The 14,866-nt window shown below is 47.4% G+C and carries 14 protein-coding genes, 1 tRNA gene and 1 riboswitch; of the genes, 4 read left to right on the forward strand and 11 right to left on the reverse strand.

Going from position 1 to position 14,866, the window contains the following annotated elements:
- Nucleotides 1-68: 68 nt before the first annotated feature.
- The 3 genes from menC to SPTER_RS24905 form a co-directional block, all read right to left on the reverse strand.
- The gene (gene menC / locus SPTER_RS21050) at nucleotides 69-1,178 is read right to left on the reverse strand and encodes an o-succinylbenzoate synthase (protein ID WP_144352189.1); all 1,110 of its coding nucleotides are present in this window, start codon (nucleotides 1,176-1,178) and stop codon (nucleotides 69-71) included.
- An 18-nt stretch (nucleotides 1,179-1,196) separates the two neighbouring features.
- Nucleotides 1,197-1,988, reverse strand: coding sequence for a GNAT family N-acetyltransferase (locus SPTER_RS21055; RefSeq protein WP_170233355.1), 792 nt, complete (start codon nucleotides 1,986-1,988; stop codon nucleotides 1,197-1,199).
- A gap of 354 nt (nucleotides 1,989-2,342) precedes the next feature.
- Nucleotides 2,343-2,439: transfer RNA gene (locus SPTER_RS24905), tRNA-Sec, on the reverse strand.
- A 353-nt stretch (nucleotides 2,440-2,792) separates the two neighbouring features.
- Here SPTER_RS24905 and SPTER_RS21060 point away from each other — a divergent pair.
- The 3 genes from SPTER_RS21060 (at nucleotide 2,793) to SPTER_RS21070 (ending at nucleotide 5,123) form a co-directional block, all read left to right on the forward strand.
- Nucleotides 2,793-4,184 carry an ammonium transporter gene (locus SPTER_RS21060; RefSeq protein WP_144352191.1) on the forward strand — a complete coding sequence of 464 codons (1,392 nt, stop codon included), beginning with the start codon at nucleotides 2,793-2,795 and terminating at the stop codon, nucleotides 4,182-4,184.
- A gap of 41 nt (nucleotides 4,185-4,225) precedes the next feature.
- A complete protein-coding gene (locus SPTER_RS21065; protein ID WP_144352192.1) occupies nucleotides 4,226-4,597 on the forward strand; it encodes a P-II family nitrogen regulator in 372 nt (123 codons plus the stop codon).
- 154 nt (nucleotides 4,598-4,751) lie between these two features.
- Complete coding sequence (locus SPTER_RS21070) at nucleotides 4,752-5,123, forward strand: P-II family nitrogen regulator (protein WP_144352193.1); 372 nt, start codon at nucleotides 4,752-4,754, stop codon at nucleotides 5,121-5,123.
- A gap of 371 nt (nucleotides 5,124-5,494) precedes the next feature.
- Here the strand turns inward: SPTER_RS21070 and SPTER_RS21075 are convergent, their stop codons facing one another.
- From SPTER_RS21075 to SPTER_RS21100, 6 genes are all read right to left on the reverse strand, one after another.
- Nucleotides 5,495-6,436 carry an ABC transporter substrate-binding protein gene (locus tag SPTER_RS21075; protein WP_144352194.1) on the reverse strand — a complete coding sequence of 314 codons (942 nt, stop codon included), beginning with the start codon at nucleotides 6,434-6,436 and terminating at the stop codon, nucleotides 5,495-5,497.
- 35 nt (nucleotides 6,437-6,471) lie between these two features.
- Nucleotides 6,472-7,236: an ABC transporter ATP-binding protein gene (locus SPTER_RS21080; protein ID WP_144352195.1), complete on the reverse strand. Its 765-nt coding sequence runs from the start codon at nucleotides 7,234-7,236 to the stop codon at nucleotides 6,472-6,474.
- An 8-nt stretch (nucleotides 7,237-7,244) separates the two neighbouring features.
- On the reverse strand, nucleotides 7,245-8,303 hold the full coding sequence (locus SPTER_RS21085; RefSeq protein ID WP_144352196.1) for a FecCD family ABC transporter permease: 1,059 nt from the start codon (nucleotides 8,301-8,303) through the stop codon (nucleotides 7,245-7,247).
- Nucleotides 8,300-9,022 carry a precorrin-2 C(20)-methyltransferase gene (gene cobI / locus SPTER_RS21090; RefSeq protein ID WP_144352197.1) on the reverse strand — a complete coding sequence of 241 codons (723 nt, stop codon included), beginning with the start codon at nucleotides 9,020-9,022 and terminating at the stop codon, nucleotides 8,300-8,302. The genes SPTER_RS21085 and cobI overlap by 4 nt, the downstream gene beginning before the upstream one ends.
- Nucleotides 9,023-9,127: 105 nt before the next feature.
- Nucleotides 9,128-9,311: riboswitch (cobalamin riboswitch) on the reverse strand.
- A gap of 364 nt (nucleotides 9,312-9,675) precedes the next feature.
- Nucleotides 9,676-10,944, reverse strand: coding sequence for a serine--tRNA ligase (gene serS / locus SPTER_RS21095; RefSeq protein ID WP_144352198.1), 1,269 nt, complete (start codon nucleotides 10,942-10,944; stop codon nucleotides 9,676-9,678).
- 336 nt (nucleotides 10,945-11,280) lie between these two features.
- Nucleotides 11,281-11,865: an HD-GYP domain-containing protein gene (locus SPTER_RS21100; RefSeq protein WP_170233356.1), complete on the reverse strand. Its 585-nt coding sequence runs from the start codon at nucleotides 11,863-11,865 to the stop codon at nucleotides 11,281-11,283.
- A 314-nt stretch (nucleotides 11,866-12,179) separates the two neighbouring features.
- Here SPTER_RS21100 and SPTER_RS21105 point away from each other — a divergent pair, with 314 nt between their 5' ends.
- A complete protein-coding gene (locus SPTER_RS21105) occupies nucleotides 12,180-12,851 on the forward strand; it encodes a uracil-DNA glycosylase (protein WP_144352200.1) in 672 nt (223 codons plus the stop codon).
- Between the two features lie 111 nt (nucleotides 12,852-12,962).
- Here the strand turns inward: SPTER_RS21105 and SPTER_RS21110 are convergent, their stop codons facing one another.
- A complete protein-coding gene (locus SPTER_RS21110; protein WP_144352201.1) occupies nucleotides 12,963-13,835 on the reverse strand; it encodes an NAD(P)/FAD-dependent oxidoreductase in 873 nt (290 codons plus the stop codon).
- Between the two features lie 20 nt (nucleotides 13,836-13,855).
- Nucleotides 13,856-14,863, reverse strand: coding sequence for an aldo/keto reductase (locus SPTER_RS21115; protein ID WP_144352202.1), 1,008 nt, complete (start codon nucleotides 14,861-14,863; stop codon nucleotides 13,856-13,858).
- Nucleotides 14,864-14,866: the final 3 nt, after the last annotated feature.

A 14,866-nucleotide genomic window follows, 5' to 3' on the forward strand; every position in this document is an offset into this window, starting at 1 on the left:
AGCATCGCCTCCGCCGAATGGTAGGTTGGGGCTCAAATGATTTGCCGCGTCATCGCCGGCAAAGTCTTCTAGATCCGGAATGTTTCACTATATAATGTATATTTATCAATCCGCTCATGGCACAGAGCATAGCCAATACCCGGCCGGTCAGGTACCTCAATAACACCATCCTGAACGGTAACCTCAGGTTCGATCAGGTCTTCTTCCCAATACCGGCTGGAAGCAGCTGTATCTCCGGGCAAAGTAAACCCGGGCAGGGTGGTAATGGCAATATTATGGGCCCGGCCAATCCCTGATTCAAGCATACCACCGCACCAGACCGGTATACCCCTGCCCACACATAAATCATGAATAGCTTTGGCCTCAGTAAGCCCCCCTACCCTGCCCACTTTAATATTAATGATCCGGCCACTATCCAGTGTCAGTGCCTTACGGGCATCCTCAACTGAATGGATACTTTCATCAAGACAAATAGGCGTCTGTATATTTTTTTGCAATACGGCATGATCAATGATATCATCATGGGCCAAAGGCTGCTCAATCATCATCAGATTATATTGGTCCAGGGCCGCCAAGTGGGCCGAATCGGCCAGTGTATAAGCCGAATTGGCATCAGCCATCAGCTGAATTGACGGAAACCGCTGCCTGACGGCAGCAACAGTATCAATATCCCAGCCAGGTTTTATCTTGATTTTAATTCTTTTATAACCGGCCGCCACATATTTTTCTACCTGCGCCAGCAGCTTATCGACTGTACTTTCAATCCCCAGGCTGATACCGACATCAATTACTGTCCGGGTTCCCCCGAGTACCCGGTACAAGGGCATGTTTTCCGCTACAGCATACAAGTCCCAGACAGCCCCTTCCAGAGCAGCCTTAGCCATATAATTTCGGCGGATTGGGCGAAAGAGACCGGCCACTTCCCGGGGATGCCCGGGTGGCTGCTGCAGGAGTGCAGGAATCAGAAATTCCTTCAATATTAGCCAAACTGTGCCTACCGTTTCTTCATTATATAAGGGCGCTTTCATCGCTACCGCCTCGCCCCAGCCGGAACGCCCTTCTGTATCTTTGATTTCCACCAGAATAAAATCCTTATCCCACTCAGTACCAAAGCTTGTGGTAAAAGGCGCCTTCAGACGCATTCGCATCGCCCGTAAGGTCACAGCCGCTAACCGCATTCTCATCATCCTTTTCTTTTAATCTTTTTCCCAGGGGGGCTGGGTCAACCCCAACTGCTCCAGCCGCACTAAAATATATTCATTGACGGGAATTCCTGGCAAACGCCGGAAACCAGCCACAGCCCAGCCGGCAGCAAATAATGCAACAAATGCCTGCCGGGTTACCAGCCGCCAGGTTTTGGCCAAATCGTTATTGATAATTTTCATTGCCTGAATATCTGCCGGCACCACGACCGTTACCTGCACCACTTTCGCTAGAATATCAGCCGTTAGCTCAGCTGTCTCTACCGGTTCAATCAGTCCCTGTTCGCGAAGTTGCCAGCAGACAGCCTCGCAGGCTAAGCCTTGTGGCAGTCGTGGCGCCGGCGGTTGATTTAACCACCAGGCTACCTGAAACCGGTCAGAGGGCAGCCCCTGATTGAGACTATCATTCATCTCGCCATAACAATTAACAATATAGGTCGAGCAAACCGCCCCCAGCTTACTGATGTTAAGATTGGCGTTAACTGACTCCAGCGGATCATATGTCCAGGTAACCAAAGAATACCCTAAGGCTTTCGCCGCTTCAGCCTGGGCCAGCTTTAATTTTTTCCCCAACCCGCACTTGCGCCAACCCTCCCGGATCCCCAGCATATGTGAGCATAGATAAACCTGCCGGCCAAGATACCCGGGGAAACTATACAAAAGCCCAACCATAAGGCTGCCGGCAAAAGCGCCCAGCAGAATACCGCCGTTTTTAGCTACGGTTACCAGTTGATGCAGGGGTACGGAATGGGGCATCTGCCAGACCAACTGCTCCAATTCCTGCATTGCCAAAAAATCCTGAAGCCGATTAGGAGTAATAGGCCTCAATTCAATTGTACAGTCCTGGTTCAACTGTTCACTTTCGCTGCTCATTGTTCTTTCCCAACCTCACTTGTGATAAAATAATATCTTCGACTGCATTACTTAAGGCAGCTTATAACAATCTTCTAAATCCTTCCATAAAATCCTGCTTTGATTCTCTATTTATTTAACCACAGCAATAATCCAATGGCACCGGCCGGTGATAAAATGATCATTCTTTATGCCACTGGCTCTCAATAAAAATAGAAGCAAGTATTGCCTGCTGGCAATTAACCTGCTTCCATTAACACACATATTAAAAAATTTGCGGATCTTCTGTGGCGGGAGCGTGTAGGAATCGAACCCACCTTGGACGGGTTAGCGCCCAACGGACAGTTTTGAAGACTGCAGAAGCCACCAGGCCCCATCCACTCCCAACGTATATAATATATCACGGGCGGTAGAATTATTCAAGGTAGAGAGACTCTTGCCGGCAATACGAGCTTTTTTTCTACCCGCAGCAAACATTTCTTGTGTTTTCCAGAGATTTTGCTTGACACAGGCATATTCAATTTGGTATAGTGACTACAATAAGAAAATGACTTAGGCAATGGAGCCTTCGCACCTATAGCGAAGGCTCTTTCTGTCTAATTACCTGGTTTTCCGGACAATGGCGTCCTAAAGGTTTATTGACCTATAGGACGCTTTCTGTTTGGTACATGGGGGGGATGCATTGTCCAGATAACGGCTGTTACCTCAAAAAATCTAATTAAAAGGAAGGGATTACCTGTGAAGAAATTATGTACTATCTTTTCTATGTGTTTACTGTTAATGTTCATCCTGGTACCGGTAGTTTTTGCCGCCGACGCGCCCGCTGAATCGGCAATTGACACCGGCGACACTGCTTTTGTTCTCATATGCGCTGCTCTTGTTATGCTTATGACTCCTGGTTTGGCACTATTTTATGGTGGTATGGTCAGAACAAAAAATGCACTTAGCACTATCATGCAAAGCTTCTTTATACTCGGCCTTATAACTGTGCAATGGGTTCTTTTTGGTTATTCGCTGGCCTTTGGCCCTGACATCAACCATTTCATCGGCTCTTTAGACTGGGCAGGCCTTAGCGGGGTTGGCCTGGACCCGAATCCTGATTATTCTGAAACAATCCCCCATCAGGCGTTCATGATTTTCCAGGGAATGTTTGCCGTTCTTACCGTAGCTCTTATTACCGGCGCTTTTGCTGAACGTATGCGGTTTCCTGCTTTTGTTGTATTTGCTTTGGCCTGGGCAACATTTGTGTATGACCCGGTCGCTCACTGGGTATGGGGCGGCGGCTGGATCGGCGAATTAGGGGTCCTTGACTTCGCTGGCGGTACTGTAGTTCATATTATTTCCGGGGTTTCCGGTTTGGTTGTTGCTTTGATGATTGGTAAACGCAAAGGCTATGGCACTGACGTTATATTGCCCCATCATCTGCCAATGACCGTTCTTGGTGCCGCCCTGCTCTGGTTTGGCTGGTTTGGCTTCAATGCCGGCAGCGCCCTCTCCGCCAACGGCCTTGCGGCCGGTGCTTTTGCAGTAACCCAGATTGCGGCTGCAGCCGCCACCGTCTCCTGGGTGCTTACTGAATGGGTACAGCATGGCAAACCTACCATCCTTGGTGCGGTGTCCGGTTGTATTGCCGGTCTTGTTGCAATAACCCCTGCTGCCGGTTTTGTCGGCCCCATGCCCGCATTGATTATCGGTCTTGGCGCAGGTATTATTTGCTTCCTGGCAGTAGCTGTGGCGAAAGCGAAACTGGGCTATGACGATGCTCTCGATGTCTTCGGCATACATGGTATTGGCGGTACGTGGGGGGCAATTGCAACCGGTTTATTTGCCTCGACCGCAGTTAATCCGGGCGGCGCTGACGGGCTGTTCTACGGCAACGCCGGTCAGCTCACAACCCAGCTTATCGGTGTTGTTGCCAGTTGGGTAGTGGCTGCGGTGATGACCTTCATCATCCTGAAAGTCATTGGCCTCTTCATGCAAATCCGTGCTACTGCCGACCAGGAAATTCAGGGCCTTGATATCACTGATCATGGCGAACGCGGTTATGCCTATCAAGACTTTATGACTGGTTCACACATCGGACTTGGCTCAGCCAGTCAGGATTCATCTGCCAAAACAACTTCAGTGTAGCTTTAGTTTAAATTTTGCTCTGAGAAAAGGGGGAAATCGGCATGAAACCAATAACCAAAATTGAGATTATTACCCGCCCGGAAAAATTAGAAGAGCTTAAAGCAGCCATGAATAAGATTGCGGTTACCGGCATGACCGTTACTCAGGTTTACGGTTGTGGCCTCACTAAAGGACATACCGAAGTCTATCGTGGCCAGGAGTACAATATTAACCTTGTGCCAAAAGTTAAGGTTGAGATTGTTGTTTGTGAGGTACCGGTGGAAAAGGTACTGGAGGCTGCTAAGCAGGCTTGTCAAACCGGTAAAATCGGGGATGGAAAAATATTTGTATACCCGATCGCCAATGCGGTTCGTATCCGCACCGGTGAAGAAGGCGATATTGCCATTGTCGATCCGGCTGATATGCCGAAATAGGGTATTCGATGCAAAAGGACCTCAGACCTCAGTGCAAGCTGACTCTGAGGTCTTTATTATTTATACTTGCACGCCCCGCAGGAAATAGTTGCCAAAGTATTCCTGGTAAATTACACTATACTTAATAATATTGTTAGGATTAGGAGGAAAGTAAATGCGCCCAATAACAAAAATTGAAATTATGACCCGTCCGGAAAAGCTTGAGGAACTAAAAGCGGCCATGAACAATATTGGCGTTACCGGTATGACAGTAACCCAAGTGTATGGCTGCGGCCTGACAAAAGGTCACCGGGAGATTTACCGTGGGCAAGAATACAATATCAATCTGGTGCCCAAGGTTAAGGTTGAAATTGTTGTCTGCGAAGTACCGGTAGAGCAGGTGCTCGAAGCTGCTAAGACAGCATGCCGTACAGGCCAGATCGGCGATGGAAAGATTTTTGTTTACCCTATTGCCAATGCTATCCGCATCCGGACTGGCGAGGAAGGCGATATTGCCATCATTGATCCTGCTGATATGGCTAAATAATGTTACGATTAGAAAACCTGGCTTGACAAGTCCTTTTAGGCCGCCGGCGGAAGCCGCCTGTGCCTTTTAGGTAAGGATTTCTCTTATCCCTTGAAAAAGACCTCAGAGTTCCCGGCTCTGAGGTCTTTTTCATTCGTAACACTTCTTTTTTGCTTTGCACTCAGTGCACTTCCGTCACAGTAAGTCCGCAGTAATTTATGGCAGCGGGGACAACGTATCTCATCCTGCCCACATACTGTTTTACATTGCTGGCAAATTTGTTGCATTACCTACCCCTCTTCAGGCGACTACGAATATAAGTGCGATCACTGCTCCCTAGAAACTTAGTAAGTGCGGCTGCCCGGGAAATTTTTATCAGGTTCAGGTCATGGTCAAAATACCTCCGGATAAATCAATTTTGCCAACTGCTCAACCCCCTCAGCCAAACGGAAGGTCGGGCTTGAAACTAGCTTCTCGTCAACAATATAGACTTGTTCCTGTCGTACTGCCTTGATTTTATCAAAGCCCGGGCGCTGCTTAATTGCGTCGACAGTAATCCCGGGGTTCATTGGTCCCCGCTGCGCCAGAAAGACGTCTATTTCATCGGCCTTCATCAGGAGACGCTCACTGCCATAAGCAGCAATGCTGCCGGTTGTTTTTATTGCCTGCGCATCGGCAGCCACGTTGATGGCGCCGGCCAGATTAAGTACGGTCCCGGGCGTACTTGCCGGTGTAATTGTCCGGTACTCAGTGGCAGTTGACTCAAAGTAGACCTGCTTTTTAACAGGCGCCTTAGCTGTACGGTCAGCGATCTCTGTGAGCTTGTTATGAAAAGCAGCCAGACGGTCAGCAGCCTGTTGCTCCCGGCCTGTTAATACCGCGAGTTTATGAATATAGCTGTCAAAATCCTCGAATTTCTCAGGGTAAAGGCAAACGATTTTAATATTTGCCTGCTCTAAGGTTTTAATAAAATCCGGATAACTTTGTTTAATGAAAGGTCTGATAATAACAATATCAGGCTGGGCAGCCAGGACTTTCTCCGGGTCGGCGCGGTAGTCAAATACCGGTTTATTTTGAGCAACAGGATCCGATTCAGTCGTACTGACACCGATAATCTCCGGCCCCAGACCAAGGGCTATTAGGTTTTCAGTATGGGCCGAATACAAAGAAATAATCCGCTTTGCCGGCTGCGCAAGAACGATCGTTTGGTTTAAATCATCAACAATACTTATGTTGCCCTCACCCGGACTAACCGGCTGTTTAGGAGATCCACAGCCCAGCAGGGACAACAGCAGCACAACAATGCCAGTGATGCTTAGAAATTTTATTTTCATTGCCTTATATCTCCCCTTCACGAAAGTTCATCCGTTTACAAGTCGGAGAGTACGGCCAGGCCTGCCTCACCGGCACGTACTACCTTGATCTTAAACACATCCCGGATAAGTTCAGGGTTAAGTACAGCTGATGCCGGCCCCTGTTCGACCAGCCGGCCGGCCTTAAGAACAGCAGCCTCTGAACAAAAAACGCTGGCAAGATTAAGATCATGGATAATAGCTACTACTGTTAATCCCTGCTTTGCACATAATTCCTTGAGCAGATTCAGACACGTAATGCTATAAAAAATATCCATATTAGAGAAGGACTCATCTAAAAACAGGATTTCCGGCTGTTGGGCCAGGGCTTTGGCAAATAACACCCGTTGACGTTCGCCACCACTTAGTTCTGTAATAAGCCGCCCGGCAAAAGTAAGCGTATTAGTAATCCGCATGGCATTTTCAATGATTCTTAAATCGCCGTCGTTCAGACCCTGCAGCCTGGCCTTAAACGGCGTACGGCCCATGCCGACAATATCCAGACAGGTATAAGGAAACCTGATATCCATATTTTGCGGTACAACAGCAATATAGCGGGCCACTTCCTCAATTCTGTAGGAAGTGATATCCCGGGCTTTTATTGTTATCCTACCGGCAGCCGCCTTCAGCTGACCTGTCATGATATTGAGCAACGTCGTTTTCCCGGAGCCATTGGGTCCTACGATACCGGTAAAACTACCTTGACGAATAGGCAAGCTAATATCACGCAGCACTGGTTTATCACCATAATTAAATTGTATGTTTTCTACTTTAATCATCATAAACGCCCCTACCCAAGCGTCTTATTGCGTATCCTGAAAATATATACAAAGAAAGGGCCGCCTAATAGTGTTGTCAATACGCCGACAGGTATCTCAATATTGCCAACCGACCGGCCAAAAGTATCAGCTGTCAAGAGTAGCAACCCACCGGTCAGACCACATAACGGAATCAAGGCCTTATTATCCGAACCAGTTACCATCCTGACCATGTGAGGCACAATCAGGCCGACAAAACCAATAATACCGCCAATAGCGACACATACGGCCGTAATAAGTGCGCCGGCGCCCAAGAGAATTGTCCGCAGTCGTGACACGTTAATACCCAGACTGCGCGCTTCACGGTCACCGAGTGACAAAATATTGAGATCGCCGGCATAATAATAGCACAAAAAACAAGCAGCCATAATCAGCGGCCAGGCATACACCACATGCTCCCAGCTTTTAGCCGCCAAACTGCCAATCAGCCAGGTAACAATAGCTGATACCTGCTCACCGGCCAGACTTTTAACCATTGTGATTGCTGCGGACAGGATACTGCTGACAATAATGCCGGCAATAACCAGATTCGCCGATGACACATACCCCTTTACCCGCGCCATTGACATAACAATTAACAATGTAAGGACAGCACCGCCAAAAGCAAACACTGTCACAGGCAGGCCCCCCTGGGCAAAAATATTGAGATAGATGGCAACGCTGGCACCAAAAGCAGCGCCGGTTGATACACCCATGGTATAGGAGTCAGCCAGAGGATTCATCAGCAACGCCTGAAAAACCACTCCGGCCACAGCCAGGCCGCCGCCAACAGCAATAGCAGCCAGAATACGCGGCAGGCGAATATCCCAGATGATTGCCGTCTGAGCAGCATGAATAGAGCTATAGGCTTCCTGGCTGCCAGTCAGCTTACCATAAATAACAGCCGCCGCATCAACCATGCTGATATCAGCCCGGCCGAACCCAACCGCCGCTAAAGCAAACAACACCGTTGCCACCAGCAGGATCAAGCCTGCTATACGGACATTAGCCTGTTTGCGCCGCAGAAGTGCCGCTAAAGAACTGCTGCTCATGCCAATGCGTGTTTACTCACTTTGGAGCGTTTAGTAAGAATGGTCGATAAATAGTTTACTTTCTTACTGCCGGCGGTTATCAGGTCGTGAATAATTTCTTCACCCTCCAGACCACATTTCGAGACCATAACAGCATTTTCAACCATGCCATGTTTCTGCAGTTTTTCGACAATTTCCGTATAATTTTTATATACTTTCATAAGAACAACATTATCAGATACCGCCAGTACCTGCTCCAGCCGCTTTTCATCAATGGTGGCCGGTACGATGCTCAGAATATCGCCACCTTCAGCCAGTGCCACTCCCAGGCGGTTGCCAATAGCAGAAAACGAGTTAACGCCAGGAATATTAACGATTTCATGACCTGAATCTTCCAGCAGCCGATACACATACATGTATGTGCTATAAAGCATAGGGTCCCCCAAGGTTAGAAAAGCAACTTTCTTGCCGGCATCTAACAAGCCAAGGATTATGCTTTTATTGCTCACCCACGCCTCAGACAAGGCTTGGGCGTTATAGTTCATGGGAAATACCAGTTCCAAAACCTCACTGCCTTCTTGAATATATGGACGGGCAATCGACATCGCCGTACTTTCGTCTTTTTTCTCAGTCCGGGGAGCAATTACTACATCGGCCGACTTAATGGCATTAATGGCTTTCAAAGTGAGTAATTCGGGATCGCCGGGGCCTACACCGACACCGTAAAAAATTCCTGACATAATCTAAACAACTCCTTAAAAAATAAAATCTCTGTCCACGCGCGGCGTGGCAGAGATTATTTGCCGAATTGACGCAAATCCCCTCCCCATCGCGCGTGGGTGAAAACGGTGATTGTCAAACAGGCAGTTCTTCTGACTTAGGCTCATCACCAGACTACGCCTTCCCAAAATAGGTTACTATTTCAGTGGCTCATTGCAGTTGGCTCACCATTACAGCGGCGGGACCGTGCCGGATTCGCACCGGCTTCCCTTTTAAGCCCGATCGGGCGCCTGTTCCATATAGAATTACTTAAATTGTATGATTAACAGTACTAAAAGTCAAGATAATTTATGTCTACGCCAATGCAACTACAGATACATTAAATGAATTTATTTAATTATGTATAATCCCCAGGGATGCCAGGTATGCAAGCGATTAGAGCCTAACATTATTACCGTAATAACTTCATTTATTTTGTTTCATTTGTTATAATTAACAAATGAAACAAAATATGTAAAAAAAGGAGGGAGGGGAAGAAATGATAAAATATCTTTTGCTATTACTGCTATTTGCAATAATTATGTACATTTTAAGCCCCTATCTCGTTCCGGTTAATCATGTCTAGATAACCAAACCCCAGCACTTTAAGCAACATAAGCGCCGGGGTCCTGTATTACCTGATTATATCTACACCCATGTAAGGCCGTAAGACTTCCGGCACAATGACTGACCCGTCTTCTTGCTGGTAATTCTCCAAAACAGCGGCAACCGTCCGGCCAATTGCCACACCCGATCCGTTTAGAGTGTGGACAAACTCTGGTTTTGCTTTTGGCTCACGGCGAAATTTAATCTCTGCCCGCCGGGCCTGGAAATCTTCAAAGTTAGAACAGGATGAAATCTCGCGATAGGTGTTAAAGCTAGGCAGCCATACCTCCAGATCGTATGTCTTTGCCGATGAGAACCCCATGTCACCTGAACACAATAACATGGTTCTGTGCGGCAAACCTAACAGCTGCAATACTTTTTCCGCATTAAGAGTCAGCTTTTCCAGCTCATTATACGACTCTTCCGGCAGGCTGAACTTAACCATCTCTACTTTGTTGAACTGGTGCTGACGAATAAGGCCCCGGGTGTCTCGGCCGGCAGCGCCGGCTTCAGCCCGGAAACACGCGCTGTAGGCTGTATAATAAAGCGGCAGATCCTTGGCATCCAGAATTTCCTGGCGATGCAGGTTAGTAATTGGTACTTCGGCCGTTGGAATAAGATAATAGTCAAGACCTTCCAGCTTAAACATATCCTGCGCAAACTTAGGCAACTGACCTGTGCCAATCATGCTGGCTTCATTGACAATAAATGGGGGGAAAAACTCAGTGTAGCCATGTTGTTGGGTATGCAGGTCAAGCATAAAGTTGATTAACGAGCGTTCCAGCCGGGAACCCAGACCTTTGTAAAAAGTAAACCTGGCGCCGGTTACTTTACCGCCCCGCTCAAAGTCAAGAATACCTAATTTTTCACCAATTTCCCAATGAGCAAGCGGTGTAAAAGCAAAGTCACGCGGCGTACCATAGCGGCGAATTTCTTTGTTGTCATGTTCATCTTTACCCACAGGCACAGAGGCATGCGGTACATTGGGAATGCTCATAATAATAGCGGCCAGGGCGGACTCGGCTTCTTTGACTTTGGCATCAATAGCGCTAATGCGGTCTCCTACCGCCCGCATCTCCAGAATCATATCCTCAGCATTATCACCATTTTTTTTCTTTTTGCTGATTTCCTGAGACACAGTATTCCGCTTGTTTTTAAGTATTTCTACTTCGGCTAATAACCCCCGCCGCTCTTTTTCCCGGCTGATAAACTCATCCAAGCTCATGGCTGCTCCCCGGTTGGTCAGCGCCAGTTCGATTGCCCCGGGGTTATCCCGCACGAATTTGATATCTAACATGCTTATCTTCCTCCTTAACATAAAAAACTCCCGTCCCTGTGATAGGGACGGGAGTATAATTTCTCCCGCGTTGCCACCCTGATTGACTCGCTGAGTCCGCTCGGCACGCATAACGGGCGTGTTCCGTACGGCTCATCACCGCATGCTCATAGGGTGGATGACATAATTACGTTACCGGCTCGCACCTCACGCCAGCTCTCTGAAAACTCCAAATTATGCGCTGCCCTGTCATTGCAACAAACGATATTGAGATTACTATTTATTATGCATTATAAAATTATACATTATTCAATACAAATTGTAAAGTACTGGCAGTACTGCCAGTTTTAAATGCACTTAAGCATGAGCAGCGGTTAAAGTATCATACTTTTGACAGTCATTAATAAAATCAATAAAACACCGGCTTATTACCGGATCAAATTGCGAACCGGCACACCGGCTAATTTCATCCAGCGCTTTAGCGATACTAAATGGCTCCCGCCGGTAACAACGCACAGTTGTCATGGCATCGAAACTGTCACATACCGCCAGCATGCGGCTAAAAAAAGGGATAGAGTCCCCTGCCAAGCCGGTACCATACCCTTTACCATCATATCGTTCATGATGATGACGGACAATTGTGGCGATCCTATTCAGTCCCTCAACCTCAGCCAAAATATCAGCACCAACATCAGGATGCTGTCTGATAACTGCAAGTTCAGCGTCTGTCAGGTCTCCTGATTTATTTAAAATATCATCAGGAACACTGACTTTACCCACATCATGAACGATCCCGACAACATAAGCAAGGGTCACATCTTCCACAGGGAGTTCTGCATATTCAGCGAAACCAGCCATTAGGCAAGCCACATTTTTGCTATGTTCGACTGTATATCTATCCCGTTCGCCGATCACATCACAAAGCGCCTCAATTATGCTCATGAACTTTAATTCCTTTCTTGATGTGGTCCAGCCTTTTACCGGCATCTACAGTAGACAATAAAGTTTATAAGGTAATATTATGTAATTAATTCTATTCTAATTGGCAGGACAAGGAGCGTCAAGCTATTTTATTTACACTCTATTAAATTATATTGCCGGCAAAACAATTATATCCTACTATTTAATACATAAAGTTTACTAAAAATACATGCTTGCCTAGTCAATTGAGCAGCGGCAGCAGGGACTAGATTTTTTTCCATTTCTCCAAAGGAATTTTAATTTTGCAAAGCGAAATAGAATACTGAGGTGAAATCATGACACAGGACACTCACGAACAACTTGAGCAATCGCTTCTGGCTTGCAGCGCCTGCCACCTGCGCCAGGACGCGATCGGCCCCACCTCCTATAATGGTACACCTTACAGTCCGTTGGCCATTATCGGGGAAGGACCAGGCGGGGTTGAGGACGAATATGGCGTACCTCTGGTAGGCCCTTCCGGCCAGCTTCTAGATAAGGCACTTACCAGTGTCGGCGTTACCCGTGATAAGATTTATACGACTAATATCATAAAATGCCGCCCCCGAAACAACCGTACCCCAACAGTAGAAGAAGGCCTGTTTTGTGCCCTTACCTGGCTGGACAAGGAACTGGCACTGGTTCAACCTAAGATTATCATTGCGCTTGGCAGTGTGGCTTTAAAATATTTGCTGTCGCCTAATGCCCGTATCACCAAAGACCGCGGCCGGTGGTTTACTACCAAATATGGCATTCCTGCTATTGCCACTTATCATCCTGCCTATCTGCTCCGTCTGACCGGTAAGGATTTGGTCAAAGGCAAATGGGAGGTATATTATGACTTGAAAGCCGCGGTAGAAAAATGTGCAGAGCTAGCTCCCGACTATTTATTAAAATCACCTGAACCGCCTGACTTGCTGGCGTTGTACAGCCGCAGACGTGAAGAACGGCAAACGACAAAGCGACTTTAATCATATATACCTTGTTTATGGAAACAAAACGAGACTGAGCCTTACATCTGATAATGATCTGGCGGGGTTATCCCAGCCATCATTTGCGGCAGGCCAAGCAGTCTCGCTTTTTTATTTCACTTGTTTATCAATATAGGTAATCGCACTTAATACAGCTACCAGACCTTCACCGGTTGCTTTGGCAATCTGCCATGGTTTACCGGTACAGTCACCGGCGGCAAATACCCCGGGGATATTTGTCGACAGATCCCGGTATACCTTAATCACTTCACCATCAAGCTCCAGACCAGGCAGCAGGTTTTCAACCGGATCAGACTGACGCATGATAAAAACACCATGTACCTTCAATTCTTCTTTATCAGTTACCAGCTTTTCTACCTGCCCATCGCCGGTGATGGCCTTGGGCTTAGCTGTCAGAACTTTTACAGGGGAACGCAGATGGCTAAAGTCGCCCTTATACTGGGGCAAGAAGTACACATTACGACAAATTTCTCCTAAGAAAGCAGTTTCATTCTCGCCTTCCTGGGTATAGGAGATGACAGCTACATCCCGTCCCTCAAACATCCGGCCGTCGCAGGTGGCGCAGTAGCTAACCCCCCGGCCAAGCAGGTCGCGCTCCCCTTCAAAGAGCAGTGTGCTAACCACACCGGTAGCAAAAATAACAGCCTTGGCTTCATAGGTAGTTTTAGGTGTGAGTAAAGTAAACAAAGCCTCTCCCGGAAATACATTAAGCACCTTTTCCTTAATCAACACCGGTTCGTGAGCCAGCGCATGCCCGGAGAAATGCTGCATGAGCCCTTTGCCGGTTACCGCCGGCAAGCCCAGATAGTTATCTACTAAATGGGCTTTCTGCAATTTTTGGCTAAAGTCAAGGTGTTCAAATAAGGCAATCCTTTTATTACGGATACGTCCTGTCAGGGCGGCAGACAGCCCGGCTGGGCCGCCGCCGATAACAGCAATGTCAAATTTGGTTTCTTCAGCCATATTTTTTCCTCCTTGTATCTCTACCCGAGATCCTGGGCCACCTGTTTCATGCGGGTGCGGATCGGCAAATTATACGGGCAACGACTTTCGCATTCACCGCATTCAATGCAAGCAGAGGCTTTGACCTCAAGGCCTTTATACCGCATGGGAATTACATTTTTCATATTATATCTTGTATATTGATGATGAAAAATAAACGTGGACGGGATATCAATTCCTGCCACACAGGGCATGCAATATCCGCAGCGGCGGCAGAATACAGGCCCCAATGCCGCTGCTTCGGCCTTCAATATAGCTGTTTCCTCTGCATTTAACGGCTTAAAATCTTTGGTTGGCGCCAAATTTTGGTCAAGATGTTCAATTTGGTCCATACCGGGAATTGCGACCAGCCCGTCATGCTGAAGAACAAACCGCAAAGCCAGTTCAACCTCTGAAATCATGCCTCCCCCTAAGGGTTTCATAACTATGATTCCCACATCCATTGCTTTCGCCAACGGTATCAGTTCCTGCAATGCCCCCTGCTCAACACAGTTGAAAGGCACCTGCACTGTGCTGAATTCACCAGTTTTAACGGCTCTTACCAGCATGTCCATATTATGTCCGGTTATACCAATATGGCCAATTCTACCAGCTGTTTGCGCCTCCTTTAAAGCTTCAAGTGCACCGCCGGGAGCCATGGCCGTATTCCAGTCCGCTGCCGATTTGACATTATGAAGCTGATACAGGTCAATATATTCAGTCTTCATATTAGCAAGACTATTTTGGATATCAGTGGACATAGCGGCTTTCGTCCTCGCCATACTTTTCGTCGCTAAATAATATTCCTGGCGACGATTTGCTATACATACCCCGATCTTTTCTTCACTGTCAGTATATGCCCTGGCAGTATCAAAGAAGTTAATGCCGGCATCCAATGCAGTATTCAGCACCTGATTGGCCTCTGCCATTGTACACCGCTGTACAGGTAACGCCCCGAAGCTAATGGGGGTAACCATCAGCCCGGTACGCCCTAAGCGCCGTTTATCCATAAA

It is taken from the genome of Sporomusa termitida (assembly GCF_007641255.1).
GTDB classification, from domain to species: domain Bacteria; phylum Bacillota; class Negativicutes; order Sporomusales; family Sporomusaceae; genus Sporomusa; species Sporomusa termitida.

Excerpts from the sequence above, each read along its gene's own strand:
- menC (WP_144352189.1), bottom strand. The coding sequence starts at position 1,178 with ATGCGGTTAGCGGCTGTGACCTTACGGGCGATGCGAATGCGTCTGAAG.
- SPTER_RS21055 (WP_170233355.1), bottom strand. The coding sequence starts at position 1,988 with ATGCAGGAATTGGAGCAGTTGGTCTGGCAGATGCCCCATTCCGTACCC.
- SPTER_RS21065 (WP_144352192.1), top strand. The coding sequence starts at position 4,226 with ATGAAACCAATAACCAAAATTGAGATTATTACCCGCCCGGAAAAATTA.
- SPTER_RS21070 (WP_144352193.1), top strand. The coding sequence starts at position 4,752 with ATGCGCCCAATAACAAAAATTGAAATTATGACCCGTCCGGAAAAGCTT.
- SPTER_RS21075 (WP_144352194.1), bottom strand. The coding sequence starts at position 6,436 with ATGAAAATAAAATTTCTAAGCATCACTGGCATTGTTGTGCTGCTGTTG.
- SPTER_RS21080 (WP_144352195.1), bottom strand. The coding sequence starts at position 7,236 with ATGATGATTAAAGTAGAAAACATACAATTTAATTATGGTGATAAACCA.
- SPTER_RS21085 (WP_144352196.1), bottom strand. The coding sequence starts at position 8,303 with ATGAGCAGCAGTTCTTTAGCGGCACTTCTGCGGCGCAAACAGGCTAAT.
- cobI (WP_144352197.1), bottom strand. The coding sequence starts at position 9,022 with ATGTCAGGAATTTTTTACGGTGTCGGTGTAGGCCCCGGCGATCCCGAA.
- serS (WP_144352198.1), bottom strand. The coding sequence starts at position 10,944 with ATGTTAGATATCAAATTCGTGCGGGATAACCCCGGGGCAATCGAACTG.
- SPTER_RS21100 (WP_170233356.1), bottom strand. The coding sequence starts at position 11,865 with ATGAGCATAATTGAGGCGCTTTGTGATGTGATCGGCGAACGGGATAGA.
- SPTER_RS21105 (WP_144352200.1), top strand. The coding sequence starts at position 12,180 with ATGACACAGGACACTCACGAACAACTTGAGCAATCGCTTCTGGCTTGC.
- SPTER_RS21110 (WP_144352201.1), bottom strand. The coding sequence starts at position 13,835 with ATGGCTGAAGAAACCAAATTTGACATTGCTGTTATCGGCGGCGGCCCA.
- SPTER_RS21115 (WP_144352202.1), bottom strand. The coding sequence starts at position 14,863 with ATGGATAAACGGCGCTTAGGGCGTACCGGGCTGATGGTTACCCCCATT.